Source organism: Paenibacillus sp. FSL R5-0810, from assembly GCF_038002285.1.
Classification (GTDB): domain Bacteria; phylum Bacillota; class Bacilli; order Paenibacillales; family Paenibacillaceae; genus Paenibacillus_AQ; species Paenibacillus_AQ lactis.
Genome location: NZ_JBBOCF010000001.1, coordinates 4,252,287 through 4,278,230 on the forward strand (window position 1 = coordinate 4,252,287; position 25,944 = coordinate 4,278,230).

The window sequence follows — 25,944 nt, forward strand, 5'->3', positions numbered from 1 at the left end:
ACACTATACAGCATGCAGGACAGGCAGCTTGGAATCTTGGCGGCCTGTCCTGCTTCATGAAGAAAGGAAGTTTTTACACGATGAACACATCCAGAACCCGTTCCGAAGCCTTATACCAGGAAGCTCTTCAGCATATCGTCGGCGGCGTCAACAGCCCCTCCCGCTCATTCAAAGCGGTCGGCGGCGGCGCCCCCGTCTTCATGAAACGCGCAAGCGGCGCCTATTTCTGGGATGAAGACGGCAATCGCTACATCGATTACTTGGCGGCCTATGGACCGATTATTACCGGCCATGCCCATCCGCACATTACGGCCGCCATTACGGCGGCAGCCCAGAACGGCACGCTGTACGGGACGCCGACCGAGCTTGAAATCAAGCTTGCCAAAATGCTGAAGGATGCCATCCCTTCCTTGGACAAGGTGCGCTTCGTCAATTCCGGCACTGAGGCCGTCATGACGACGATCCGCGTTGCACGCGCATATACGAAGCGCAATAAAATCATCAAGTTCGCCGGCTGCTACCACGGCCACTCCGACCTCGTGCTTGTCGCCGCAGGATCAGGACCTTCCACGCTCGGCATTCCGGACAGCGCCGGAATTCCGACAAGCATTGCCCACGAGGTCATTACGGTTCCGTTTAACGATCTTGACAGCCTGCGTGACGCCTTGGAGCAATGGGGTGATGACGTGGCCGCGGTGATGGTCGAACCGATTGTCGGCAATTTCGGCATGGTAATGCCAAAGCCAGGCTTCCTGGAAGGACTGTGCCGGTTGGCCCATGATAACGGCTCGCTCGTCATCTATGACGAGGTCATCAGCGCCTTCCGCTTCCACTACGGCTCTTCCCAGACATACGCAGGTCTGGCGAATCACGAAGCCATTCAGCCGGATCTGACCGCGCTCGGCAAAATCATTGGCGGCGGTCTTCCGATCGGCGCTTACGGCGGCCGGAAGCACGTTATGGAGCAGGTTGCCCCGCTCGGACCTGCATATCAAGCAGGAACGATGGCCGGCAATCCGGCGTCGATCGCCGCAGGGATCGCCTGTTTGGAGGTGCTGCAAGGCGAAGGCGTGTATGAGGAAATGGAGCGTCTGACGATCAAGCTGACCGAAGGGCTGAAGAGCTCGGCGGACCGCCATGGCATTCCGCTCACGATCAACCGGATTCGCGGCTCCTTCTCCACTCATTTCTGCGATCATCCGGTGACCAACTATGATGAAGCCCAGGATACGGACGGCGAGGCCTTCGCTTCCTTCTTCCGCCATATGCTGGACCGCGGCATTAATCTGGCCCCTTCTAAATACGAGGCCTGGTTTATGACGACTGCCCATACGGAAGCGGACATCGATGCAACATTGGAAGCCGCAGAGGCTTCATTTCAAGCCATGAAAGGTTAATGGCATTGATATTTCATGTAGGGTAAATCCTGGAAAGGGGAACCGGAATATGAAGAAGCTGCTGAACAAGTTATAACATGCTGCGTGTCCATATCCCGCTTCCACGGTTCGCATCCGCGGACCTCCTGCCTTAACGGTTCATAAGATTGACCCATTCCAATGAAAACGAAAGGCGGGAACAACGATGAGAAGCGAGCAAGAAATGATGGATTTGATTCTGGGTGTGGCTAAGCGCGATGAACGTGTTCGCGCCGTGACCCTGGAAGGCTCAAGAACGAACCCTAATGTGCCGAAGGATGTATTTCAGGACTATGATATCAGCTTCCACGTCACCGACATGGACAGCTTCATTCAAGACCCGGGCTGGATTGACGTCTTCGGGGAACGCATCATTTTGCAAACGCCCGAAGATATGGCGATGTTCCCTCCTGATCTGGGGAACTGGTTCTCCTATCTGATGCTGTTTACGGACGGGAACCGGATCGACATGACCCTGATTCCCATCGAGGAAAAGGAATCCTACAGCCAGCATGACAAGCTGATCAAGGTGCTTATGGACAAAGACGGGACGTTTCCCGAAATACCGGAGCCGTCGGATGAGGACTATCGCGTCAAACGTCCGTCCGCCGAATTCTTTGCGGACTGCAGCAACGAATTCTGGTGGGTCACCACTTATGTAGCCAAGGGCTTGTGGAGAGAGGAAATTCTGTATGCCCAGGATCACCTGAACAATATCGTTCGGCCGATGCTGATCAAAATGCTGGAATGGCAGGCCGGGGTTCTGACCGGCTTCTCGCTTAGCGTTGGCAAGAATGCCAAGTATCTGAAGCGATACTTGCCCGAGGACAGCTGGAACGAGCTAATGGATACCTACGCCGGGGGAACCTATGACGAGGTCTGGGACGCCCTCTTCGCCGCCGGAGCACTTTTCCGGAAGACGGCGCTGTACGTCGGCGAGCAGCTGGGCTACACGTATGACATGGGACAGGACGGGCGCGTTACCGGCTTCCTGCACCATGTCCGCCAGCTGCCGCGGGATGCGAAGGAAATCTATTAAAATCATGCGGGAAGCTGCTATGCCCGTAATTCGGGTAATAGGATAAGGCAGCCGCTCTCGGCCAGGGCAGACCGGGGACCCGTTTAACCCGGCTCCCAAGGCTATGGGAAGCAGCAAAGAGAGACGCCATTCGCGGCGTCTCTCTTTTATTTTGTACGCTCCCTGTTTTCCCCCTAGCCTCACTTCAGACCTTCGCTCCATCTGCCGGGGCCTCATATTGATCCAAGCCGTTCTCCTGCAAAGGAAAACTCGGGAAGTTCTGAGAGAGCCTGTTTGTCACATTAGCACCATGCTGATACGTAATACAGATTGTAAAGGGGTGAAACCACTTGGATGAACCAGCATTCCATCAGATCGTTGCTGATGTTTTGAAGGGAGAGATCGACCAATACGAGCTGATCATGAACCGCTGCAACAAAGCCATCTTCAATTACTGCTACCACATGCTTGGCGATTATGCCGAAGCCGAGGATTGCACCCAGGAGGTTTTCTTGAAGGCGTACCGCCACTTGTCCAAATATGAAACGGACAAGCCCTTCGAGGCCTGGCTTTACCGCATCGCCTGCAACCAATGCATCGACTTGCTGCGGAAACGCAAGCTGTATCGGTACCTCCCCTTTCTATACCAGAAAGACCAGGATAACCGGCATGTCGATCAGGTCATCGAGCACAAGTACTACAATCCGTCCGTGCTCCGGGCGCTGGCCAGGCTGACCGCCGAGGAACGAAGCCTGCTCATCCTGCGCTGCGTCGAGGACAAGAGCTATCACGAGATCAGCCTTATTTTGCAACAAAGCACGACCTATCTCAGGAAAAAGTTCGAGCGGGCCGCCGCCAAGTTCCGCAAACATTACGCCATGGCAGAGGGGGAGGAAACGAATGAGCATGGACAGCGACAAAGACCTGAAACCACTCTTTCAAAGGGTTGAGCCGCCCGGAGCCGCCCTCCAGAAACGCGTTATGCGCCAAATTCGGGAAGAACATATTCAAAAGGAGCGATTGTTCGTGAAAAACAAAGTAAGCATTCTCTTGATCGCCGGCATGCTGCTTACCGCATCGACCGGCTTCGCAGCTGTCAAGTACCATTCTTTAACCAACGGCAAGGGAGAAGTCGTCTATGAGGAGAAATCGAGCGCAGTGTCTCCTCCGCTTAAGGATTATTCCAAAGAGGAACTGGATCGCATCCATCTTATGAATACCGTCTGGGATGAGCAAATCAAGCCGGGCGAAGCAGCCGCCATTTATATTGTGCCGAATAATCCGAACCACGTCATCGATATCAAATCCACTCCGCATGCCGTCAAGGATTTCGATAAGCTGACAAGCATGGTGAACGTGCCCGGCGTACCGCTGGCCAAGGAGATCTCCGCTTCCGCCTCGGACAAATATATGTTCAATAATGCCAGCGTGCACATGGAGCGCGAGACTGACGCAAAGCCGCTGACCGAGCAGGAAAAGGCCGACATCGCGAAGAAACTGCTTACGAAAGCCAAGTCTTCGGGCAAGGATTACGCCCTGATGCCGATACAGTTTACGGACAATTTCTGGCTGTCGACGGTTTATTACACCAGCGGCAGCAAGGAGATCGCCCTGACGATTCTGAATAACGGAGACCACGGCAGCGTGACCTCTTACTGGGACGAGAATATGGACATGATCAACCGGAAGATCGAGATCAACGGGCAGGACGTCCTGCAAAAAACATGGAACGATGGAAGCACGACGCAGCTGGACTGGGCTTATGAGGATCCAAGTACCGGACACCACTACTTGTATACGCTCAGCTCCATGGAGGGAGATGTCCCAGCCGAGGAACTGATCCGTATCGCCGAAACGATCATTCCGAAGGCGGCTTCCAAGTGAGCAGCCGGCTCATATATCACTTGACGCTTTAAAATCATAGACAATTAAACGGAGAATTTGAAAAAGGAAAAGAGAGGCGCCAAATCGGCGTCTCTCTTTGGTTCCGCAGCTATGATCAACCTTATCTTAGGGCGGATGCATTTATAAATTAATGAATGCGGTACGCTGTTTGGCGCTGTACTGAACATCAAAGCCAAGACCCGATGCAATGACGGCAAGCGGAACATAGGTCTTGTCTTCCTTGCCTACCTTATGCAGAAAAGCAGGCGTATCGATCGGAACGTTCGTGCCGTTTACTTTCACAAACTTCTTGCCGATCGTGACTACAACCGTTTTATCGCCGTATGTGATGGTGACGCTTGAGGTTTTATTCTCCCACTTCGTCGTTGCCCCCACCGCATTAACGATATCTTGAATCGCCACGTAGTTCATATTGTCGCGAAGAATCGGTTTGTACGGCGTAGTGAGCTCCTGTCCCTTGACGACGATCCGCATCGGCTGACCCTGCTCCTGCACCGGCGGCTGCTTATAGCTGCCCCAGATCGTCTCCGCAAATACGGTTGCCATCGTCTCGTAACCGTATTGGTTCGGATGGATATCATCCTTAAGGATATGCGTCATCGTAATCTCAGATCCCACGAAGGCTTCCGCTACATGCGCTACCTTGATATCCGCGCCTTGGTTCGCGAAGCTCGCAGCGATGTCATCCACGAGCTTGGTGAAATGGCCGGCCGCTTCCAGCAGCTTCGCATAAGCAGCCTCGCCCGCCAGTTTAGGGATCGGATTATACTGGTCCGCGATGACGATGGTCGCATCCGGATTCAGCAGCCGCAGATTACCGATGACGGCGGTGACGTTCTCGGTGTACTGTGCAAACAGCTCCTGCAGCTTGGCTGCGAGCTGCTCCTCACTCAGCTTGTCGATCGTGCCGACCAGGCTCATCATATCATTGCCGCCGATGGTAATGGTAATCAGATCCGCTTCGGCGATTGCGGCTTTCGCTTTGGGTGCGTCCGCTCCGATCTGCTTCGCGCGCGGGTCCGCCAGCCCAGGCTGCAGCTCCTCGGCTGTTAGAGAACGTCCATCAACGATAGCCTGGAGGTAATGGTCCAGTCCGTCCGTCTTCAATCCGGCTATCCCTAGATTCGTCACTTCGGTTCTTCCGTAGAAAAGCCCTTGTTCATATAAACGTTCGACGAAACCATACAGCTTGTTCAAATCCACTCCCGGCTCATAACCGACCGTGAGCGAGTCTCCCAGCGCTACAATTTGGTATGTAGTATCCTCCTTTACGCTGCCCCCATCGGCAAACACCGTGGCTGCACCCGGGCCAAGCAGCGTTACGGCCAGCATCAGAAATCCTGTTACCGCTGCCAGCCTCTTCTTCCATTGTTTGAACATGCCTTCACTCTCCCTAGATTTATTCGATACCCTCCTTATTTTACCACCTGCGTCCCTGATTGGGTACAAAGCCCTCCCTTGCAGAACTATCCCTTCCCATTTCTTTTCATGAGCAGGTAAGCAATTAAATAACCTGCGGACGTTACGCCGAACAACGCGAAGATGCCCGGAGTTCCAGCCAAGTACAGACTCGGCAGCACCGACCATAAGAAGGCAATCAGCATTAACGGTTTCCACGGTCCGAACAGCGAGATCAGTGCGATCACACCAGGTAGAAAGAGCATGAGAAAGGTGTTCCGTGCCGCATCTGCATTCACCGTATCCGTATACGGATTGAAAAATATAAGGATGCACCACAACAGCATGGAGCCGATGCCCGATACGGCACCCGCAATATGAAACGTCCGCAGCCCTCTCATCTTCATGCCTCCTCACTATAATCCTGTCCTTGAATACATATCTGCTTTTTTGCTCCTGCAGAAAACGCGTGTGCTTTATGCCCTCCGAAGTTCCGCTACTAAGAACGGTATACAAAAAAAAGAAAATGGACAGCCTCCTTAATCGCGCTGTCCATTCCTGTAATGCTTATGCAGTTGCTTGCCGTATTCACGGCCTCTAACCGGGCAGAGCCTGACTCCATTCATCAAGAGGACGCATCCCCTTGCTCCTTGCGGCCCTTCTCCAGCTCGGCCTTCGGCTCGTTGCTTTTGCCTGCCTGCTCCATGTATTTGTCGTAACGGCCATCGATTTCCTTCGCGATGCTACGGTATTTCAGTGTTTCTTCCACGATGGGGTCGAGCTGGGTCTGAATCCGGATCTCGTATTTCGGAGAGACCTGACGGCGCTCCTCCTGCTCCCGATCCTTCCTCTCCATCTCGCCTTCGGTCAACATCTCGCTAAGCCGGCGTTCCAAATCCTGATCTGATTTCTCATTCATCTCACGCATAACTCCTTTAAGAGGTTGTTCAAAAATTCGCCTGAAAAACCGACTTTTTGAACTCGCACTTTACTCAAGCTGTTGTAGACGCTGCCACCTTCATCCTTGATACCTTCTATCTTACATTACCCTCAACCGCCGGTATCTTATCCGGCCTTTCGTGATTTCCATCTGACCTTCTGCATATTGCTTAGGCCAAGTCAGTCTTAACGAACGGAGCCCTCGCCCGCTTCCTTCAGCGTATCCAGCAAGCCTTGGTGGATCAAGCCGTTGGTCGCCGCTATATTCCGTACGGACAGATCGAACGGACGGCCATCGGTGTCCGTCACCGCTCCGCCGGACTCCTGAACCAGCAGGGCCCCTGCGGCGATATCCCAGGCGCTCAGCCCGTGCTCCCAGTATCCGCTTAAGCGTCCGGCGGCAACATACGCCAGATGAAGGGCGGCGGAGCCCCCGGCTCTTACATTGCGCACCCTCGGCAAGAGGGCGTGAAGCTCGGCCATGTTCAGCGGCAGATTAACCTTGCTGTCAATCGGGAATCCGGTCGCAAGCAAGCTCTCCGACAGCTGGCTCTCCTTGGATACATACGTAGGATTGCCGTGCACATAGGCCCCTTTTCCCTTCTCGGCCACAAACAATTCGTCCCGCGAAGGATCGTAAATCACCCCGACGATCACTTCTCCGCGATGGGCTAGCGCGATGGAGACGGAATAGAACGGGAAACCATGGACGTAATTCGTCGTCCCGTCAACCGGGTCGATAATCCAGAGATACTCCTCTTCCTGGGCCGCCTTCAGCGCCCGTGCGGCAGCTTCGGCCCCAGGCTCAACCCCTTCCTCTCCTAGAATCGCGTGGTCCGGGAAGTGAGTGAGAATCAGCTTCCGGATCATCTGCTCGGCCCCTTTGTCCACTTCCGTGACAATATCTTGAGGCGATGTCTTGGTGCTGAGCTGTTTCACGGATCCGAGTCTGCTCTTAATCCACTCCCCCGCCTTCGCGGCACAATTAATCGCAACGGCAGTGTAACTCTTACTGCTGACTACATAAGGAGTCTTGTCATTCTCGTTCAAAGCGCTCACTCTACTTTCTATATCAATCTATTGATTGTTAACATCCCTTTATCCTATTCCGGTATTACGAAACAGGAGCGGGCAGCGTTTCTCAAAATTTCGCCTATTTCAACAAAAGTCCGTTCCTTGCGGAGCAGTGAATGCTTGGCGAGAACGAACTTTTCTGCGTGTATGTCATGGGAATCATCCTCTATCTTCCACTTTCACCGTACCTTAAAATCCCTCCGGATGCAAGAGGACCGTCCGCTCGTTCTACTCGTTCTATGGATGGATCTCCACAGAGGCCCCGCCCAAGATCGTGACGCCCTCATTCTTATACTCTGCCAGCTCCTTCATGAGCCCGAACAGAGCGCCGTCCTTCATCTTCGCCTCGATCATGACATCCACCCGCGGCGTTTCTCCTGCAATGTTCCGTAAAAAGGCCAGCAGCGGCACCACGTCCACCCCATCGGCATGGCTGCGGATGTCCGCCGGGCTTTTCGGACTGGATACATGGATCTTCGGGGGCAGCGGCTGCCCGGGATCCGACCCGGCCTGGGCGAGCGGCGTCTCCCAAGTGCGAAAGATCTCAGGCCACAGCTCCCATGGCGCTTCGCCGTCATTGTTCACCCATTGGTGGTGAATGTCGAGCACCATCGGAACCCCCGTCGCTTTGGATACCGCCAGCGTCTCCTGTGCCGTAAAGGTCTTATCATCGTTCTCCAGCGTCAGACGCTCCTTGATACGCTGGTCAAGTTCATGAAAGTGCTCGATGAACCGGGAGGCCGCCGATGGCTTGTCCCCATAAGCGCCTCCGATATGGATGTTGTTTTTCATCGCGGCCGGCAGCCCCATCGCTTCAAGCATATCGACATGTGCGTTCAAGTCGCGTATGGAACTAGCGAGCACCTCAGGCCTGGGCGTACTGAGCACCGTAAAATGGTCCGGATGGAAGGATACCCTCATGCCGTGCTTTTTCACGTAGTCTCCGATCGCCCGAAAACCTTCCTGCAAGGCAGGGAACGGATCCCAGTCCCGCATATCGTTATGGGTTGCCAGCGGAATCAGCTTGGAGGAAAAGCGGTACACCATAATATCATGCGCTGCGTTGTGCTTCAGCAGGCGAAGCGTATTATGAAGATTTTCATTCGCGATCCGCTCCAGCTTATGGATGCCGGCCTCGCGGTCATTCAGCTTCAGAAAACTCTTCATCGTCATGGTCTTGGAGGGAGAAGCATTCTGAACGACCGTGGACATGGCTACATATCCGAATCTTACGATCATGCATGGTCCCCGAAGAACATTTCGTGAGCCAGCGCCGTCTGGACGCGGGATTCCTCATCCGTCAGCTTGCGGATCAGCTGCAGCTCGACCGAAGTGACTTCGCGTCCTTGGAAATTGATCTCGGATACGCATGCCGTAATCAGCACGATGGCTACCGCTCGGTTATCCGGCGTGTAGGCAATCACCTTCTGTCCTGTCGGAAACACACGAAGGCCGTCCTTCAGCATTTTGCCTCGTCCGTATTCCAGCAGCTCGTAGAGCTCTTGCTCGCTCTTAAACTTGCAGACGGAGTTAAACTCGGTTTGAAATCCCATAAGACCTCTTCCTTTCCTGCTTAAATATTAGACTCAAGGGGAGCCGTGATCAGTTGTTCGCGGACTCCCCCTGGCTATTCATATCCGATTGTAAGTCTTAAGCCTGATTCTCGTAAATCAACGCCTGTTTGCGGTTGTAGCGCTCCAGGCCGAGCTCGATCATCCGGTCAAGCAGCTCGCGGTAAGACATGCCCGTCTCCCGCCACAAGAGCGGATACATGCTGAACGGCGTAAAGCCCGGCATCGTATTGACCTCATTGATCAGAATCGCGCCGTCCGAACGGCGGAGGAAGAAGTCCGCGCGGGTGATGCCGCTGCCCTCGATCGCCTTGAAGGCCGATATGGCCAGCTCGCGCAGCCGGTCGGCCGTATCCGGATCGATATCGGCAGGGATCTGCATCTTGGACTGTCCGCTGATATATTTTGCCGCGTAGTCATAGTATTCACTCGAAGAGACGATTTCACCCGGGACCGAAGCCATCGGTTCATCGTTACCGAGTACGCTGACCTCCACCTCGCGGGCATCCACGAATTCTTCAACAATGATCTTGTTGTCGAAGCGAAGCGCGGTTTCAATCGCGGCTTTCAGCTGCTCCCGGTCCTTCGCTTTGGATATGCCGACGCTGGAGCCCAGATTGGCCGGCTTGACGAAGCTCGGGAAGCCCAGTTTGTCCTCAATCCCTTGAAGCAGCTCATGCTGATTGCGCTCCCACTGGGATCTGGTGAAGCTGCAGTATTCGCATTGCGGCAGTCCCGCCTGGGCGAACAGCTTTTTCATGACGACTTTATCCATGCCTGCAGCAGAGGCAAGCACCCCGGTTCCGACATAAGGAATATCCGCCATTTCGAACAGTCCCTGAATCGTTCCGTCCTCACCGAACGTTCCGTGCAGCAGCGGAAACATGATGTCAACTACCGGCTCTTCACTTCCGTACAGTCTGCTGAACACCGCATTCAGCGCGGTACGGGTGCCTTCCCCCTCGGCGAGCTTGAGCTCCTCCTGATCGGAGAACGGCGCCGTCAGCTTCGTGCCGATCCTCCATGCTCCCTGCTTCGAAATATAAAATGGCATGATATCATATTTGTCGAAATCAAAAGCGTTCATGACGGCGAAGGCTGTCGACAGCGACACCTCATGCTCCCCCGATTTCCCTCCGTATACCAAGCCGACCGTTAATTTATCCTGTCCCATGAATAACCTCTCTCTTGTACGTTTTGCAGCATGATGCGCGCACGCCTTAAAAATAATCGGGGATATGATAGAACCGGTACTTGGTCTTGTCATTCCACGCATACGAATCGCGATAGTCCCAGTACCGGTGGCGACTGGACACCGTATGGGCATTCACCAGCGGCATGCCGCCTGCGTCAAACGCCGTGACGATCGTGCTGTGCTGGAAGGCGCCGTCGCCGTCCCAGTCGTACACGATCACATCGCCGAGCATAAGCTGCTCCGGCCGTTCGACCAATTCGCCCCGCAGACCCGTCGTGCTGGTGTACAAGTAATTCGCAAAGCTGTTCGAAACCGCCCAGCTGTAGCTCCACCATTCTCGGCCGCCCACATATCCCTTGTACCACCATCCCGATTCTCTTTTACCAGTATAGTGGATTGGGGCTTTGCCTGCAAAGAGGCACTGGGATATATAATTCGTGCAATCCACATCGAATTCGGCGAACTCTGGATTTCCCGAATCCCACCAGCGGTCCGCATAAGCTGCGGCTGCCTCCCGCTCGTAGCGGCCCGATCTCGGGCTCATTCCCGCCGCATACACACGTCCGTTCATGAACGGAAGCGAAGGCTCGCGCCCGGCCGCAGACGGGTCTGCACTCAGGTTCCCAGCCTGCTGCAGCGGATGGCGTTCGTCCTCCAGCCGCTCGATGCCGACGATCAGCCAGGCGTCGCCGTCGCGGATCAGGGTAAGGCGCTCGCGCGTAACGATATCCTCCCGATGCGTCATCCCTCTTTTTTCATAATAAAAGACGCTGCTGAGCCTGACGTCGGCAACGACGTCATCCTCCGTCTCCCTTAGGATGCGCTGAAGCCGGGCCCGGGTTTCGCTCTTGAGCGGCACAACCTCCCGTTCTTCGTACCATGCTTGGAGCCGGAACTGCCTCTCGCCTCTCTCTACCAAGTAATTCAAATCCGCTACAATTTGCTCTTTCAGGCCTGAAGAATAGTCGACCCGGTTTTGGTTGTATTGATTGACATAAATATATAAGCTTTGCTTCCAAGGCTTCTCCGCTTGCTGCAGACTGCTCATACCTCTCTCCTCCTCTAACCTGGCCTAACGCACGGTTCCCTATCACAACTATATGAAGCAAGGAAGCGGGCTATGAACCCGCTCCAAGAACAGCCCTCCATGACCGCTTCGGCAGACGCTTGCAGGGACGCTGAAAACAGGCGGATTTTCACCGTTTTGAAATACTTTTCTTCTATAAAAAATGCTTTACGTAGCGGCTTGAAATCGTTATACTTAGAGTGTGTGAATTATGAAATTGGGTTTCATCTAGTGAAACAACTGACAGTTGAACTCAGAAATGACTCAAGGAGGTTCAGGTATGCCAGTAAAGGATCAATTCTCCATCTCGCGCAACCTCGAGGTGGGCGGTAAAAACTATCGTTATTTCAGCCTGCAGGCGCTCGAAGAGCAAGGATACGGCAGCGTGTCCAAGCTTCCGTTCTCGATTCGGGTGCTGCTTGAGGCCGCCGTTCGCCAATTCGACGGACGCGCCATTACAGAAGATCATGTAAAGCTGTTGTCCAAATGGAACGAAGGACGTGACAACAACAAGGAAATTCCGTTCATCCCTGCACGCATCGTACTGCAGGACTTCACCGGAGTACCGGTTGTCGTCGATCTTGCAGCTATGCGCGACACCGTTAAGAAAGCCGGCGGAGATCCGAAGCAGATCAACCCGCTCGTACCGGTTGACCTCGTTATCGACCACTCCGTTATGGTTGATGCTTTCGGTACGGACCAAGCTCTTGAATATAACATGAAAGTCGAGTTTGAGCGCAACGAAGAGCGCTACCGCTTCCTCCGCTGGGCTCAAACCGCTTTCAATAACTTCCGTGCGGTTCCTCCTGGAACAGGTATCGTTCACCAGGTTAACCTGGAATACCTGGCTTCCGTAGCGGCCACGAAGACGGTAGACGGCGAAACGCTCGTATTCCCGGATTCCCTCGTCGGCACCGACTCCCATACGACCATGATCAACGGTCTTGGCGTCGTAGGCTGGGGCGTCGGCGGCATCGAGGCGGAAGCCGGCATGCTCGGCCAGCCGCTCTATTTCGTAACGCCTGAAGTTATCGGCTTCAAATTGACGGGCAGCCTGGCCGAAGGCGCAACGGCAACCGACCTTGCCCTTACCGTCACCGAGCTTCTCCGTAAAAAAGGCGTTGTCGGCAAATTCGTGGAGTTCTACGGCCCTGGCCTCGCCAACATCAGCTTGGCTGACCGTGCAACCGTAGCCAACATGGCTCCGGAATACGGCGCAACCATCGGCTTCTTCCCTGTTGACGACGAGACGCTTGCTTATCTCCGCAACACCGGTCGTACCGATGAGCAGGTTGCACTCGTTGAGAGCTACTACAAAGCGCAGAACATGTTCCGTACGGCCGATACGCCGGACCCTGAGTTCTCCGACGTGATCGAGCTCGACCTCGCTTCCGTCGTGCCGAGCCTTGCCGGTCCGAAGCGTCCGCAAGACCGTATCGAGCTGACTGCAATGAAGCAGAACTTCAACGATATTATCCGTACGCCGATCGACAAGGGCGGATACGGCCTCAGCGACGAGAAGATCGAGCAGACCGTTACCGTTAAGCATAAAGACGGCTCCACAAGCGAAATGGGAACCGGTGCGGTTGTCATCGCGGCTATCACAAGCTGTACGAACACCTCCAACCCAAGCGTTATGCTCGGCGCAGGCCTGCTGGCGAAGAAAGCCGTGGAACGCGGCCTCAAGAAGCCTGGCTATGTGAAGAGCAGCTTGACTCCAGGCTCCCTGGTCGTAACCGACTATCTGGAGAAAGCCGGTCTCCTGCACTACTTGGAATCCCTCGGCTTCTATGTAGCAGGCTACGGCTGTGCAACATGTATCGGTAACTCCGGTCCGCTGCCTGACGAAGTCAGCGAAGCGATCGCCGACAATGACATGACGGTTGCGGCCGTACTGTCCGGTAACCGGAACTTCGAAGGCCGCGTGCACGCTCAGGTTAAAGCCAACTACCTGGCTTCTCCGCCGCTTGTTGTGGCTTACGCGCTTGCAGGAACGGTTAATATCGACCTTCAGAACGATCCGATCGGCTACGATCCAAACAACGAGCCGGTATATTTGAAGGATATCTGGCCAACGAGCGCCGAAATTCGCGAAGCGATCGGCTTGTCCGTCAGCGCGGATGCTTTCCGCAAGAAATACGAGAACGTATTTACAGCCAACGAGCGCTGGAACAAGATCCCTGTGCCGGAAGGCGAGCTGTATGAGTGGGACGATCAATCGACGTACATTCAAAATCCGCCGTTCTTCGAAGGCCTGGGCAATGGCCTGAGCGACATTCAGGACATCAAGGAAGCGCGCGTGCTTGCTCTCTTGGGCGACTCCGTTACGACGGACCATATTTCGCCGGCGGGCAACATTGCAACGAACAGCCCGGCAGGCAAATACCTGAGCGAGCGTGGCGTTGAGCGCAAAGACTTCAACTCCTACGGCTCCCGCCGCGGTAACCATGAAGTCATGATGCGCGGAACGTTCGCCAACATCCGCATCCGCAACCAGGTAGCTCCTGGCACCGAGGGCGGCGTGACCACGTACCTGCCTACGGACGAAGTCATGTCCATCTATGACGCTTCGATGAACTATCAAGCCGGCGGACAGAACCTGATCGTTATCGCCGGTAAGGAATACGGTACGGGAAGCTCCCGCGACTGGGCGGCTAAAGGTACCTACCTCCTCGGCGTCAAAGCCGTTCTGGCCGAAAGCTTTGAACGGATCCACCGCTCCAATCTTGTGGGCATGGGCGTACTTCCGCTCCAGTTCCAAGAAGGACACGGCTGGAAGAGCCTTGGTCTGAACGGACGCGAGACGTTCGATATTATCGGCCTTAGCAATGATGTGAAGCCGGGTCAGGAATTGACCGTTGTCGCTACTCGCGAAGACGGGACCAAGTTCGAGTTCCCGGTAATCGCTCGTCTTGACAGCATGGTCGACGTGGACTACTACCATAACGGCGGTATCCTCCAAACGGTGCTTCGTCAAATGATCGCATCGAACCAGTAACACCTCTCTCTAAAGGCACTTAAGTCTCAGGAACAAATCCCCATCTTTCGGTCTCGGAAGATGGGGATTTTCATATTTGCAGTACCATATTCCTGTTTATTGGAAGTCCCGTTTCAAATAGAGCCGGGAAGGTTAATGGGTACAAACATTGCGGATACTCGAGTGATCCAGGAGGTTTGTACCGATGATCAAAATCCATACGATGACCCCGTTCCACCATCAATATCAACGCCCGCAGCCAATGGTTGCGCCTAAAGCAACAACGAATGCCAAGACGGCTACCTTTCAAGAGATCTTGAATCAGAAAATGAGAGAGGCGACGAAAGGACACCAAGCGAAACGTTGATCACCAGGCCTGATTTGTGCGTCCATGAACGTATACTGCCAACGTCTACATAATAGAAAGCGCAAACATGAATATCCATCGCTTGGAGCTTGGAACTAAAAAAGGAGATGCACCGGATCTAGTCCGGGTCATCTCCTTTTTTAGCGCACAGGCGGTACTGTTTCCTGTTCACTTTCACACTCGGGACGAATCCTTCGTCCCTTGAACGATATGCGTACGGCTTAAGATTCCTGGGCAGCCATCACATCATCATTCCCATCTCCCGAGCCGCTTCCTTCAGCACAGGCGCATACTCGCGCAGCTTCTCGGCTGACAAGCGGGTGACCGGCCCCGACATCGAAAGCGCCGCTGCCGCCTTGCCGTAACGGTCGAAGATCGGCACCGATACCGCTGCCGCCCCCGGCTCGCGCTCCTCGATACTGATCGCATAGCCCTTCTGCAATATTTCGGCCAGCTGCTTCCGATACGTCTCACGGTCTACCGACTCGGGCCAATCCGGTGCATTCAGCAGCTCCTCCTGATCCTCCGGCGGCGCAAACGCAACCAGAACCTTGCTTGAAGCGCCGACGGACAGCGGCAGCCTCACGCCTACCTGGGCGACCCGCCGGATGGCCTGGTTGCTCTGTACCGCCTGAATGCGCAAACGCTCCGCACCGTCCCGCAGATACAGGCTTACAGTTTCGCCAAGCCGATCCCGCAGCTCCTCCATTGCCGGCAGCAGCCGAATGGCCGGGTCATCGCTCTGTGACAAGTGCATGGACAGCTCCCATATTTTCAGACCCAGCCTGTATTTCTCCGTCTCCGGATTCCGCACCACGAATCCCTTGTCTTCCAGCGTTGCCAGCAGGCGGTGAACCGTGCTCTTGTGCAACCCGATCAGCGAAGAAATCTCGGTCAGAGCGAGCTCACTGTTCTTCGTAAAGCATATTAATATATCAAGAGCCCTTTCAACGGCACGTACAGTTAATTTGCGGTCTTCCATCCCCGACCTGCTCCTCTCCTGTTTCATCACATGAAACCTGGTTACAAGAATTATATGAAAAATTACGGCAGAAGTAAACCATTTGCCAGCTTTACAATTATCGCGGGATTTTGTAAAATTCGGTTCCATCGGCTCCCGGGTACAATATATAGATGAATAAAACGGTTTTGCTATCTATTGCTGATTGAGGGTCGCCCTTTGGATTTTTGCCAAATCCTCATCTAACAAACTTTCGATTTACATTGACATAATAGGCATCCCGGCATACGATTATTATAAAAAATCAGCGTTTTTCACTTTCGCGCAATAAAACTATGGTAAGGAGGGGCCATCCATGAGCATGGTAACTGGTCGTAATGCCCCACTCTCCCAAGTCAATGACGCCCCGGCCGAGCTTTCTACAGGCTTGGTACGGTTCAAGCATATTTTGCTAGCTTTGATTTTATCCGTCGTCTTTTTCCTTATCTTCTGCTTTATAGCGCTGCACGCCTATATTGCCTGGGTGCTGTCGAATCCGACGGTGGCTCCCCTTTACTCCAATCCGAAGCTTGCCAAGGAAATGGATTACGAGAGCGTCACCTTCCATTCCATTGACGGCAAACGAAATATGAACGGCTGGTATATCCCTGCGGATCATTCCGATAAGACGATTGTGCTCAGCCATGGATATGGAGCCAATCGTGAGGAGACCTGGGTGCCGATGTATGATATCGCTCATTACGCGCACAGCATGAATTATAATGTGCTGATGTTCGACTATGGCTTTGCATCCCAAACCAGCAAGGAGGCAGCTACCGGCGGTAAGGAGGAGAAGCGCCAGCTGCTAGGCGCGATTGAACATGTGAAGCACCGCGGCGCGAAGCAGATTGTCGTCTGGGGGTTCTCGATGGGCGCGGGCACCGCATTACAGGCGGGGCTCGAGACGAAGGATGTTGACGCGATGATTCTGGACAGCACCTTTTTGCTGGAGCCGGACACGCTTTATCACAATATTCACAACCAGATTGATCTTCCAAGGCATCCTTCCTTGGAAATTCTGGAGCTGCTCTTCCCGGTGCTGAATGGAACGAGTCTCGATCAAATCCCTTATAACGAGGTAAAAAAGCATGATTATCCGTTCCCGATCCTGTTCATCCACGGAACAAGGGACGATAAGGCGCCTTACCCGATCGCCGAGAAAATCGCCGCAAACCAGACCCATGAAGATTCCGATTCATGGATTGTGAAGGATGCGCACCACGAGCTTATCTTCCGAGAGCATCCGAAAGAGTATCTGCGCAGAGTCTCCACCTTCCTTGGCAAGCTCGAGGGCCGGGAAGGGCTGCAAGCCCAATAAGTGCTGTACCTTTATAGTGGATGACCTTCTCCCCTGCTGCCGGAACCGGCAGCGGGGGTTTTTATATTGCCTTACATAATACAAGCCCGTCCCGGAATATAGTGACTATGGTGAATGCTATATGGGGAGGGAAATCGATGTTATATATTTACGGCGCGAAGCTGCCGGCCCGTATTCTGGAGGAGATCGCCTTCTGGAAGCTCCAGGAGATGGAGCATACGGATGTCATTAAAGCGATTGTTCCGGGGCTTGAGGAGCCCTACGTGAACGTTTTGGACCAGTGGGCCGTCGTATTCGATCATACGCAAAAAGCCGCCGATGTCCTGCTGCAATATGTTCTCCGCCATCCGGGGCCGCCATCGCCCGAGGTCATCGCACAGGTCGAGCATCTGCTGCGCGTCTCCTTCGAGCAGTCCAGGGAATTCATCCGCCAGCTGGAAGGCATGAAGGATAACAGCCCTGCCGTTCGAACCGTGCCGCTTGCGGAGACGGTATTGCTTCATATCATCCGCGAATCGGAGTACTTCCTTGGCGTTCTGGACACTTTGAATTCTCCAGGAGCGGTGGAACGGTTCATGGAAGAAGCGGCAGCGCCCCCAGCGGAAAATAGGGAGCCTCGAGAAAAACAGGAAGAACGGGAAGAACCAGCTTCATCGGCTTCATCAGCCTCCGCTGGGCACGAGGCCGCGATCCACGGCTTAGCGGATTCGGGCAGCAAGCCGGTCCCGATCGGCGGCCACCGCCTCCCTCCGCTTCCGTACCCGTACAGCGCCCTCGAGCCGCATATCGATGAAGCGACGATGCGGGTCCATCACGATGTTCACCACCAGAGCTATGTGGACGGGTTGAACAAAGCCGAGAAAAAGCTTGAGGAAGCGCGCAAGAGCGGCAACTTCGAGCTTGTGAAGCATTGGGAGCGTGAGCTCGCCTTCCACGGCGCCGGACATTACCTGCATACCCTTTTCTGGAGCATCATGAACCCGAAGGGCGGCGGCATGCCAGAGGGAGAGCTTGCCCAGCAGATCAAGAAGGATTTTGGCAGCTTTGAACGGTTCAAGAAGCATTTTAGCGAGGCGGCTGAGAAGGTGGAAGGCGGCGGCTGGGCCATCCTTGTCTGGAGCCCGCGCAGCCATCGTCTGGAAATATTACAGGCCGAGAAGCATCAGAACCTCTCCCAGTGGGATGTGGTTCCTCTCCTCGCTCTCGATGTATGGGAGCATGCCTATTACTTGAAGCATCAAAGCAAGCGTAAAGACTACATCAGGGATTGGTGGAACGTCGTGTACTGGCCCGAAGTGGCCGAGCGGTTCAAGCATGCAAGCAAGCTGAAATGGAAGCCGTTTTAATGATGAACCGATCCTAACCGCTTCATGGCAGCCCGTCAAATTGAGACTGCTATCAGAGTCCGCCCTCCTTGCTTCGTAACCGAGGCTTAGGGAGGGCTTTTATCTTCTTCTATCTAATCTGGAAAGCTCAACATCAGGTATTGCCGAACCGGGCCCGACAGGACTTTATTACCATGTTTCTGGTTATTTAATACGTTGTTTGCTGCAGTCTCCCAGTCTATGATAATACAGTAAGCATTTTACTGGGACTAAGCATGGGTATGAGGATCAAAGAGTCTACTGAAGGGATGAAACGAGAATGGATATGCGTTCCGGATGGAAGATCCTGTTCATTTGTTTTATTTTAGCCACGTTCATGATAGGAGGATGCCAAAGCATGAAATCCGGTAAATCCGGCGATCCGGAGATTGCGGCGAGCGAGGATCAGCTCATGGCCCAAACGAAGGAGACCGCCATTCAATTTTTCAAGGATCAATACGGCCTGGAGGTCGAAGTTACAGGTCAGAAGAAGATGCCTTCCTATGTAGCGGATGAGATCGATGTCGAGGGCCACGTCAAAGGGCATAAAGATCAGACGTTCAACATTTCGGTGAACTACAAGACGTTTGAAACCAAGAACTTTGTCATGAGCCCGGAGCTGAAAGAAGTCATTGAAGCCAATAAGAAGAAGTAAACTTCAATTATGGAGGAAGCGTCATGGTCGATGATGAAACGTATAACACGTTATCACGGTTAGCTTATAAGGACTTAAAGGAAGGCGCACAGATCGAGGATCTGCCCGATTGGGAAGTGCTGGAGGATACGAAGAGCCATGCCGTTTCGGGATTCGATGCCGTTACGTTCGTGAACCGGCAGACCGGTGAGGCTGTCATCGCTTACCGCGGAACCGAGGGAGAAGCCGAGTTATCCACCTCCGGTCCTGACCTGCTAAATGATGTTGGGATCGGCCTTGGAGAGCTTGGAAGAAAGGTAGAAATCGAAAGGCCGTTCGATGAGCAGATCACCAAATTCGAGGACGCTGTGGGAATCACAGGCCTGAACGATTGGGTCGGTGAACAATCCAGAAACCTTATGAAAAAAGCCGATGTCCTCGGCACAAACCAAATGTTTCAGGCTGAAGACTATGCCAGGGAAATGCAGGAGAAGCACCCGGACTTAAACTTCACGCTGACCGGCCACTCGCTTGGCGGCGCCAACGCCCAGTATGCGGCAGCTTATACCGGCCTGCCCGCCGTCACCTTCAGTGCCCCCTCCGTCATTGGGAGCCTTTCCCCGGAAGCCCGGAGAATGGCCGAGAACGGCGAGTTTGATTCCCAGATCATTAACTTTGCCCACCCGGGCGATATCGTTGCCAGCGGCACCTTCGGCGGGTATGAGGGTCATGTGGGATCGACTTATTACATCGACTCCAACTATGAGGATGCCAACGACGGGGTCAGCCTGTGGGACAAGATCGGCAACACCTTCGGCGGGCCCAATTACCACCAGCTCGATCGCTATAAATTCGAGAATGGTTACATATCCAACCCGCTCTATGACGGTGAAACCGGTAAGCCTGTCGATTCACCCCGAGTTCCTTCGGACAGCGGGCTCTTCCAATCGCTTCATGGGATGATGAACGGAATGATGGCTGGTATCCACGGCTCGCTTCTGGGCGCAGCCGGAGCAGCCGCAATGGCGGGCCAATCGGCAGGAGCCGGCACCATTGAGGTGACCCCCGCGGAGCTGCGCAGCGTTGCGGAAACGTGGAGGGCCAATGCCCAGCAGAGCCAGAGCGAGCTGGAGTGGATCCGTCAGCGGCTTGCCAGAACGATGTATTCCAGCCACAGCAGACGGCTCCAGCCGATTGTGCAGCAGCTGGATGCTTCGATTATGTCGTTGAGCCAGTGGCATATACAGCATACGACCGACATGGTCCAGTACATTAAGTTCAAGGCGGATCTGTTCGAACAGACGGATCGCAGCGGATAACAGCCCATTTACAAGTCTTCTGGAGGGATCAATTGATGAGTCAGGAAATATTGCTAGAGCTGGATGACTTGCTTCAGGCTGAACGCGAGCTGTCCAGGCTGCTTGCCCTCTTTCGGCAGGATGAACAGGAAGCAAGGGCGATGTACGCCCGCCTCTCGGATTGGAGGGGGCAATCGGCCAATGTGCTGCGCGATCAGATCGAGCTCTTCTTCAGTGAGATGTCCAGGCGGATTCATGAGCTGGAGCTGCAGAAAGCGGAGCTGATCCGGTACGTCCAGCATATGAAGCAGGTGGATGGCTCAAGGTAGCCGGCCGCGATGCTGTTTAACCTTAAGCGCCAAGACATCCCCTATAGAGCAATCATGGATCTGCCGAATCTAAAAGAACGGAGCATCCCCCATAATCCTTTCGTTTCCTGAAACGGTGGAATAACAACAACGGCTGGACCATCTACGGGTCCAGCCGTTGTTCACTGCACTATGGTTTATTCCTTGATTAATGACAGAAACTCCGAACGCTGGGCAGCATCGCTTTGGAACGTTCCTCGTACGGCAGAGGTCACCGTCTTGCTTCCCGGTTTCTTCACGCCGCGGGCGCACATGCACAGATGCTCCCCTTCCACAACGACCATTACGCCGCTCGGTTGGAGCTCCTCCACGATAATGTTCGCAATTTGCGACGTGATGCGTTCCTGAACCTGAAGACGGCGCGTAACCGCCTCAACCAGACGAGCCAGCTTGCTCAGTCCCGCGATCTTCCCGCTCGGCACATAGCCGATATGAACCTTGCCGAAGAATGGAGCCATATGATGCTCGCACTGGCTGTAATATACGATATCCTTCACGATGACAAGCTCTTCATGCTGTTCATCGAAGGTTACTCCCAGTACATCCTTCGGATCCACGGAATATCCCGCGAAAATCTCCTCATACATCCGGGTGACACGGGCCGGTGTCTCCAGCAGCCCTTCACGCTGCGGATCTTCACCGATCAGCTTCAAAATTTGCTCGATATGGTATTCGATCTGCTCCCGGTTTTCTACAACTTTATCGTTAACATAATCCTTTACACCTGCCACAGTACATCCCCCTTTCCGCCTACAACCAGGTAAACGGTATCCGTATTTTATGCTTGTTCAATCCGTATGCTTACGCTGCCGGGCAGCACCCGAAAGCGATCGAATGAACAGCCACATATAACCGCTGTTAGCAGTCTTCACTAAATAGAAGCGCCCCCTCCGTCAAATGGATAAACGAAGGCGGCCCTCCTATTCATTAGCCTTTGCGTTTGCGGCCTTGCCCTTTGCCGGGCATCGGCTGGTTTTTCATCATTTGCTGAGCGCGCTGCATCTGCTTGCTGTTCAGGTTGTAGCCCATTTGCTTTGCCATTTTTTGCAGCATTTCCGGATCGTTCTGCATCTTCTCCAGCTGCTTACGCAGATAGAATGCCCCGATAAAGAAGCCCGCAACCAGACCCACGATCAGCGTAACAATCGGAATGACGATATTCATGCTTGACCACCTTTAATCATGCTAATATTTACCATTTCATGGCACATACACGAACTTATCATAGCATGTCCCATGAAGGACAGCAAATGAAAAATCCGGATATGCGCGGGCGGCCATACGAGGCATTCCAAGAAGAATGACGCGCGTTTACCGGCCCAGCGTAATGCCCTCGATCGCCAGCAAGGTCCGTTTGATTTCCGGTCCGCCGGCGTAGCCGATCAGCGCACCGTCCGCTCCAACAACGCGGTGGCACGGCACGACGATTGGCACCGGATTTTTGTTGTTGGCCCCGCCGACCGCCCGAACCGCCTTCGGACGTCCGATCGATTCCGCGATGTCCTTATAAGAACATACGGTTCCATAAGGAATGGATTTCAACGCCTCCCATACCTGGAGCTGGAACGAGGTTCCCCGCATATCCAGCGGAAGGGTGAATTCCTTCAGCTCTCCTGCAAAATACCGCTTCAGCTGATCCGTTACCGGAGCCAGGCGGGCTTCATCCCGCTCATAGCCGCCGTTGCCGGACCAGGTGCGGCACCACTGCTGAATGACCGCTTCCTTCACATGGAAGCTCCCGAATTCGATAAGGCACAGTCCCTTCTCCGTCGCGCAGACGGTCAGCGTTCCGATCGGGGATTGGAGCTCATCATAATACAATACCTCCGGCCCTCCCTCGGGAACGGCCATCGGCTCAACCCCCTGGATAGCAGGCCGCGGCTGCTCCGGCTCGGCGGCTGCATTCCCGGCTGAAGCTTTCCCTGCCGCCGCTCCGGCAGAGCCTTGTTCCTCCGCTGCCTCCGTCACCGGGGCAGCCGATTCGCTCCGTGTATTCTCCGATGTCGCTGCATCGGCATTGAGTTTCGCTAAGGCTTGCTGCAGCATGTCCCGTACTTGGGCATCCCCTTCGGTTTTCATGCTTTTCTCTAAGTTGTTCAACGCTTCTTCGCCTCCAATGCGGCCCAGAGCCCATGCGGCGGTTCCCCGCAGCTCAGGGCGCGGATCCTTCAGCAGCACCTCGCTCAGCTTCGGTACTGCCGAAATGTCTTTAAAATTGCCAAGGGCAATGACGGCATTGCGCTGGATCGGCTTTCTGCCTCTCCAGGCCGCAGCCGTATCGCCGAACGTCTCCTTGAATTCGCGGTTGCTCATATCCAGAATCGGCAGGAGCAGCGGCTTGGCTTTTTCCGGATCGGGCTGGAGCTCCTCATGATGCGTCCAGTTCTTCCCCCGATTCTTCGGACAAACGATTTGACAAGTATCGCAGCCGTACAGACGGTTGCCGATCTTGCGCATCACTTCTTCGCTCAGAAACCCTTTGGTCTGCGTCAGGAAAGAGACACACCGCTGGGCATTCAGCTGTCCGGGTCCGACCAGCGCGCCCGTTGGACAGGCGTCGATGCATTTGGTGCATTCGCCGCAGTCTTCCGTAACCGGCTGATCCGGCGGAAACGGAATATTCGTGACCATTTCGCCAAGATAGATCCAAGACCCGAACTTGGGAGAGATGATCGCGCAGTTCTTGGCGCTGAAGCCGATTCCGGCCCGCTCCGCAACCGCCCTGTCGACCAGCGCCCCCGTGTCGACCATGCTTTCCAGCACCGCATCCGGCACCCGCTCCCGAATAAAAGCTTCCAGCCGGCTCATCGCCTCCCGAAGCACATGGTGGTAGTCTCTTCCCCAAGCAGAACGGGCCATTATCCCCCGGTACTTGCCGGGCTCGGATTTCGGCGGATTCTCCATCTTGGAGGGGTACGCCACCGCAATAGCGATTAGCGAAGCCGGCTCGGTTCCCGGCAAGGCAGGCGTGACCCGCTTATCCAGATCAGGCTCCTCGAATCCCGATTCATAGCCCTTGTCGCGATGGTTCTGTAATATGCCTCGTAACGATACGAACGGCTCCGCCGAAGCGAACCCGATATCATCGATGCCCAGCTCCGGCGCAGCAGTCTTAAGCTCCTGCTTGAGCTCCTCCCATACCGAAGGCGGAGGAGCGTACGAGCCAAGTGTGTAGGTCATCTCCAGCGCCTCCTTTCGTTAGGTTGAAGCTTTATTTTTGGCTACAGCTTTTTAATTTCCGACAGCGGCCAGAATATGAATTCGGCTCTGCCCACAATATCCGATTCCTTAACGCTTCCGAACATGCGGCTGTCCTTGCTCTTTCCGAGGTGGCGGTTGTCGCCCATCACGAAATACCGTCCCTCTTCCAGCTTCACCGGTTTAAAGCCCGGATCCTCAATGGGAACGTCCGTATACTCCTCGTCCTGGGGGACACCGTTCACATACAGCTTCTGATTCTTCACCTCAATTGTATCCCCGGGAACGCCGACAATACGTTTAACAAGAAACTCTTTCTTATCCGGACCGTCGCTCGGGTCCTTCAGCACGATGACATCACCATGCTTGGGGTCTGCAAAGCGGTAGACCACTTTATTGATAAACAGCCGCTCCGATGCGGTCAGCGTTGGCTGCATGGATTCGCCCTTAACCGTCGACAAGTTAAACACAAACATATTAAGAAGCACCATAATAACAAAGGCAATTGCGATTGTCTTGACCCAATCCCATAGCTCGGCGGCCCAGCCGTTCTTTCCGCCAGTCTGCTGGCGCGGCTCGCTGCTTTGTCCGTTCTCGGCTGAATCCGGAGGAATCACTTGTCCCATACTACACCTACTTTACTTCGATTTCACCTTCGAACCTCGACAGGCGGCACCTTCAAAATTGGGGTACATTAATAGAAAAGCATATCTCCCCTCCATTTGCAACGGCTGAAAGATATGCTTCATATAGAGGTCATTCAAAAAGTCCCCTTTTGATCACGAAGAAGATCAGGCGGCAGATTCCTAAGCGAATCCGGCATGCATGCTCGAAAAATCGCTGCTCCTCCAGCGTTCCTGCGATTGCCGCTGCTGTGCTTCTGAGGGCCCTTCGCCTTCATTCGCGCTGAAAAGTTGGCTTTTTGAAATCACACACTATGGAAAAATTTAATGATTTATCTCTGTAGAGGTCTTAGGCTGCCGTGCGCCCGCATAGAACGCCAAGAGGCTCTTACCGGGGCCCCACCACAATGCTAAGCTTCTGAAACGACTGCAGAATCTTGCTGGCTCCGTAGCCCATCGCTTCATAAAACGGCATCGCTGCGGCATTATGCTCGTCTCCGGCTACCAGGATCCGGCTTACTTTGCGTGATTGGAAACGCTGCTCCATAGCGGATACCAGGGCTTTCCCGATCCCTCTTCTACGGTAATCAGGATGAATAGCAATGCGATAATAGCAGCCATGATTGCGCTCGATGGTCCCGATTAGGACACCGACAATTTCGCCGTCTTCCTCCGCAACCATGATCAGGTCGGAGTCCCAAGCAAGCTGCCTGGAGAAGGGCTCCATCGTGTTTTCGTAGCATTCTTCCGATAAAGCAATCTGTAATAGCTCGGTTACGGGGTTACAGTCACTCAACTGAAAGGAACGAACATGCATTTCAAAATCTCCCTTTTCGTTAGCATGATGCGGTTTACCCGGTTTACAAAGAACTAGTATTCCGTTTACGCAAACCTGACATTAATGTTTTACTACAAAAAACCCGAAAATCCTGTTTCCTTGTCCATTAAACCACAACTTTCTCCTAAATTCACGAGTTTTCTTCTGAAAGCGCTTCATTTGAAGCGTTTACATTTTATAACTTAGATAAAACTTCTTATATTTGTTAAAAGGATGTTAAAAATTCAAAGGAAAGGATTAGCTTGATATTAAGATTTATGCTATGGACAAGGAATTGAATTCCCTTGTTTCGAAGGATATAATTGACAGTCCGGCCTGAGAGGGTGGTAGATTGGCGTAATACCCATTTTAAGGAATGGGTCTTATGTTAAGGAGTGG

25 protein-coding genes are annotated in these 25,944 nt (G+C 53.9%); 11 read left to right on the plus strand and 14 right to left on the minus strand.

The annotated features are described in order from the left end of the window. Positions 1-80: 80 nt before the first annotated feature. From MKX76_RS18890 to MKX76_RS18905, 4 genes are all read left to right on the plus strand, one after another. Entirely contained in the window at positions 81-1,397 is a 1,317-nt protein-coding gene (locus tag MKX76_RS18890) for a glutamate-1-semialdehyde 2,1-aminomutase (RefSeq protein WP_007133036.1), read from the plus strand. A 184-nt stretch (positions 1,398-1,581) separates the two neighbouring features. After that, entirely contained in the window at positions 1,582-2,454 is an 873-nt protein-coding gene (locus tag MKX76_RS18895; RefSeq protein WP_007133037.1) for an aminoglycoside 6-adenylyltransferase, read from the plus strand. Between the two features lie 329 nt (positions 2,455-2,783). Further along, complete coding sequence (locus tag MKX76_RS18900) at positions 2,784-3,383, plus strand: RNA polymerase sigma factor (RefSeq protein ID WP_007133038.1); 600 nt, start codon at positions 2,784-2,786, stop codon at positions 3,381-3,383. A 76-nt stretch (positions 3,384-3,459) separates the two neighbouring features. Then, entirely contained in the window at positions 3,460-4,317 is an 858-nt protein-coding gene (locus tag MKX76_RS18905) for a DUF4367 domain-containing protein (RefSeq protein WP_244152808.1), read from the plus strand. A gap of 141 nt (positions 4,318-4,458) precedes the next feature. Here MKX76_RS18905 and MKX76_RS18910 read toward each other — a convergent pair whose 3' ends face one another. The 8 genes from MKX76_RS18910 to MKX76_RS18945 form a co-directional block, all read right to left on the minus strand. Next, positions 4,459-5,718, minus strand: coding sequence for a stalk domain-containing protein (locus MKX76_RS18910; protein ID WP_341034441.1), 1,260 nt, complete (start codon positions 5,716-5,718; stop codon positions 4,459-4,461). 86 nt (positions 5,719-5,804) lie between these two features. Next, positions 5,805-6,137: a hypothetical protein gene (locus MKX76_RS18915; RefSeq protein WP_007133041.1), complete on the minus strand. Its 333-nt coding sequence runs from the start codon at positions 6,135-6,137 to the stop codon at positions 5,805-5,807. A gap of 224 nt (positions 6,138-6,361) precedes the next feature. Then, entirely contained in the window at positions 6,362-6,655 is a 294-nt protein-coding gene (locus tag MKX76_RS18920; RefSeq protein WP_007133042.1) for a hypothetical protein, read from the minus strand. A 206-nt stretch (positions 6,656-6,861) separates the two neighbouring features. Continuing rightward, positions 6,862-7,725 carry an inositol monophosphatase family protein gene (locus MKX76_RS18925; RefSeq protein ID WP_341034442.1) on the minus strand — a complete coding sequence of 288 codons (864 nt, stop codon included), beginning with the start codon at positions 7,723-7,725 and terminating at the stop codon, positions 6,862-6,864. Between the two features lie 261 nt (positions 7,726-7,986). After that, a complete protein-coding gene (gene uvsE / locus MKX76_RS18930) occupies positions 7,987-8,988 on the minus strand; it encodes a UV DNA damage repair endonuclease UvsE (protein WP_341034444.1) in 1,002 nt (333 codons plus the stop codon). After that, complete coding sequence (locus MKX76_RS18935; protein ID WP_007133045.1) at positions 8,985-9,302, minus strand: hypothetical protein; 318 nt, start codon at positions 9,300-9,302, stop codon at positions 8,985-8,987. Before MKX76_RS18935 ends, uvsE begins: the two co-directional genes overlap by 4 nt. A gap of 97 nt (positions 9,303-9,399) precedes the next feature. Further along, positions 9,400-10,494 carry a D-alanine--D-alanine ligase gene (locus MKX76_RS18940; protein WP_007133046.1) on the minus strand — a complete coding sequence of 365 codons (1,095 nt, stop codon included), beginning with the start codon at positions 10,492-10,494 and terminating at the stop codon, positions 9,400-9,402. A gap of 46 nt (positions 10,495-10,540) precedes the next feature. Continuing rightward, a complete protein-coding gene (locus tag MKX76_RS18945) occupies positions 10,541-11,563 on the minus strand; it encodes an amidase domain-containing protein (protein ID WP_007133047.1) in 1,023 nt (340 codons plus the stop codon). A gap of 298 nt (positions 11,564-11,861) precedes the next feature. On the opposite strand from MKX76_RS18945, the gene acnA reads away from it, so the two are divergent. Together acnA and MKX76_RS18955 are read left to right on the plus strand one after the other, a co-directional pair. Continuing rightward, positions 11,862-14,579, plus strand: coding sequence for an aconitate hydratase AcnA (acnA, locus tag MKX76_RS18950; RefSeq protein WP_007133048.1), 2,718 nt, complete (start codon positions 11,862-11,864; stop codon positions 14,577-14,579). A gap of 184 nt (positions 14,580-14,763) precedes the next feature. Next, on the plus strand, positions 14,764-14,925 hold the full coding sequence (locus tag MKX76_RS18955) for a hypothetical protein (protein WP_007133049.1): 162 nt from the start codon (positions 14,764-14,766) through the stop codon (positions 14,923-14,925). A 241-nt stretch (positions 14,926-15,166) separates the two neighbouring features. On the opposite strand, the gene MKX76_RS18960 is transcribed toward MKX76_RS18955, so the two are convergent. Then, positions 15,167-15,907, minus strand: coding sequence for an IclR family transcriptional regulator (locus MKX76_RS18960; RefSeq protein ID WP_341034445.1), 741 nt, complete (start codon positions 15,905-15,907; stop codon positions 15,167-15,169). Positions 15,908-16,241: 334 nt separating this feature from the next. Here MKX76_RS18960 and MKX76_RS18965 point away from each other — a divergent pair, with 334 nt between their 5' ends. The 5 genes from MKX76_RS18965 to MKX76_RS18985 all read left to right on the plus strand — a co-directional run bounded on the left by MKX76_RS18965 (position 16,242) and on the right by MKX76_RS18985 (position 20,868). Next, positions 16,242-17,243 (plus strand): alpha/beta fold hydrolase, encoded by a 1,002-nt coding sequence (locus MKX76_RS18965; protein WP_341034446.1) that lies wholly within the window; start codon positions 16,242-16,244, stop codon positions 17,241-17,243. Between the two features lie 137 nt (positions 17,244-17,380). Beyond that, positions 17,381-18,589 carry a Fe-Mn family superoxide dismutase gene (locus tag MKX76_RS18970; protein WP_341034447.1) on the plus strand — a complete coding sequence of 403 codons (1,209 nt, stop codon included), beginning with the start codon at positions 17,381-17,383 and terminating at the stop codon, positions 18,587-18,589. A gap of 376 nt (positions 18,590-18,965) precedes the next feature. After that, positions 18,966-19,262, plus strand: a complete 297-nt coding sequence (locus MKX76_RS18975) for a hypothetical protein (RefSeq protein ID WP_028406127.1) — start codon at positions 18,966-18,968, stop codon at positions 19,260-19,262. Positions 19,263-19,285: 23 nt separating this feature from the next. After that, on the plus strand, positions 19,286-20,560 hold the full coding sequence (locus tag MKX76_RS18980) for a lipase family protein (protein WP_341034448.1): 1,275 nt from the start codon (positions 19,286-19,288) through the stop codon (positions 20,558-20,560). Positions 20,561-20,595: 35 nt separating this feature from the next. Next, positions 20,596-20,868 (plus strand): hypothetical protein, encoded by a 273-nt coding sequence (locus tag MKX76_RS18985; protein WP_007133055.1) that lies wholly within the window; start codon positions 20,596-20,598, stop codon positions 20,866-20,868. Positions 20,869-21,044: 176 nt separating this feature from the next. On the opposite strand, the gene folE is transcribed toward MKX76_RS18985, so the two are convergent. The 5 genes from folE to MKX76_RS19010 all read right to left on the minus strand — a co-directional run bounded on the left by folE (position 21,045) and on the right by MKX76_RS19010 (position 25,545). Then, positions 21,045-21,638 (minus strand): GTP cyclohydrolase I FolE, encoded by a 594-nt coding sequence (gene folE, locus MKX76_RS18990; protein WP_007133056.1) that lies wholly within the window; start codon positions 21,636-21,638, stop codon positions 21,045-21,047. A gap of 196 nt (positions 21,639-21,834) precedes the next feature. Further along, positions 21,835-22,071: a YneF family protein gene (locus MKX76_RS18995; RefSeq protein ID WP_007133057.1), complete on the minus strand. Its 237-nt coding sequence runs from the start codon at positions 22,069-22,071 to the stop codon at positions 21,835-21,837. A gap of 147 nt (positions 22,072-22,218) precedes the next feature. Next, positions 22,219-24,087, minus strand: coding sequence for a tRNA epoxyqueuosine(34) reductase QueG (gene queG / locus MKX76_RS19000; protein ID WP_144878051.1), 1,869 nt, complete (start codon positions 24,085-24,087; stop codon positions 22,219-22,221). 41 nt (positions 24,088-24,128) lie between these two features. Then, complete coding sequence (gene lepB, locus MKX76_RS19005; RefSeq protein ID WP_028406124.1) at positions 24,129-24,731, minus strand: signal peptidase I; 603 nt, start codon at positions 24,729-24,731, stop codon at positions 24,129-24,131. 385 nt (positions 24,732-25,116) lie between these two features. Beyond that, the gene (locus MKX76_RS19010) at positions 25,117-25,545 is read right to left on the minus strand and encodes a GNAT family N-acetyltransferase (protein WP_007133060.1); all 429 of its coding nucleotides are present in this window, start codon (positions 25,543-25,545) and stop codon (positions 25,117-25,119) included. Positions 25,546-25,944: the final 399 nt, after the last annotated feature.

Coding starts and splice junctions, on each gene's coding strand:
- MKX76_RS18890 (WP_007133036.1), top strand. CDS start 81: ATGAACACATCCAGAACCCGTTCCGAAGCCTTATACCAGGAAGCTCTT.
- MKX76_RS18895 (WP_007133037.1), top strand. CDS start 1,582: ATGAGAAGCGAGCAAGAAATGATGGATTTGATTCTGGGTGTGGCTAAG.
- MKX76_RS18910 (WP_341034441.1), bottom strand. CDS start 5,718: ATGTTCAAACAATGGAAGAAGAGGCTGGCAGCGGTAACAGGATTTCTG.
- MKX76_RS18915 (WP_007133041.1), bottom strand. CDS start 6,137: ATGAGAGGGCTGCGGACGTTTCATATTGCGGGTGCCGTATCGGGCATC.
- MKX76_RS18920 (WP_007133042.1), bottom strand. CDS start 6,655: ATGAATGAGAAATCAGATCAGGATTTGGAACGCCGGCTTAGCGAGATG.
- uvsE (WP_341034444.1), bottom strand. CDS start 8,988: ATGATCGTAAGATTCGGATATGTAGCCATGTCCACGGTCGTTCAGAAT.
- MKX76_RS18935 (WP_007133045.1), bottom strand. CDS start 9,302: ATGGGATTTCAAACCGAGTTTAACTCCGTCTGCAAGTTTAAGAGCGAG.
- MKX76_RS18940 (WP_007133046.1), bottom strand. CDS start 10,494: ATGGGACAGGATAAATTAACGGTCGGCTTGGTATACGGAGGGAAATCG.
- MKX76_RS18945 (WP_007133047.1), bottom strand. CDS start 11,563: ATGAGCAGTCTGCAGCAAGCGGAGAAGCCTTGGAAGCAAAGCTTATAT.
- acnA (WP_007133048.1), top strand. CDS start 11,862: ATGCCAGTAAAGGATCAATTCTCCATCTCGCGCAACCTCGAGGTGGGC.
- MKX76_RS18955 (WP_007133049.1), top strand. CDS start 14,764: ATGATCAAAATCCATACGATGACCCCGTTCCACCATCAATATCAACGC.
- MKX76_RS18960 (WP_341034445.1), bottom strand. CDS start 15,907: ATGGAAGACCGCAAATTAACTGTACGTGCCGTTGAAAGGGCTCTTGAT.
- MKX76_RS18965 (WP_341034446.1), top strand. CDS start 16,242: ATGAGCATGGTAACTGGTCGTAATGCCCCACTCTCCCAAGTCAATGAC.
- MKX76_RS18970 (WP_341034447.1), top strand. CDS start 17,381: ATGTTATATATTTACGGCGCGAAGCTGCCGGCCCGTATTCTGGAGGAG.
- MKX76_RS18975 (WP_028406127.1), top strand. CDS start 18,966: ATGAAATCCGGTAAATCCGGCGATCCGGAGATTGCGGCGAGCGAGGAT.
- MKX76_RS18980 (WP_341034448.1), top strand. CDS start 19,286: ATGGTCGATGATGAAACGTATAACACGTTATCACGGTTAGCTTATAAG.
- MKX76_RS18985 (WP_007133055.1), top strand. CDS start 20,596: ATGAGTCAGGAAATATTGCTAGAGCTGGATGACTTGCTTCAGGCTGAA.
- MKX76_RS18995 (WP_007133057.1), bottom strand. CDS start 22,071: ATGAATATCGTCATTCCGATTGTTACGCTGATCGTGGGTCTGGTTGCG.
- queG (WP_144878051.1), bottom strand. CDS start 24,087: ATGACCTACACACTTGGCTCGTACGCTCCTCCGCCTTCGGTATGGGAG.
- lepB (WP_028406124.1), bottom strand. CDS start 24,731: ATGGGACAAGTGATTCCTCCGGATTCAGCCGAGAACGGACAAAGCAGC.
- MKX76_RS19010 (WP_007133060.1), bottom strand. CDS start 25,545: ATGCATGTTCGTTCCTTTCAGTTGAGTGACTGTAACCCCGTAACCGAG.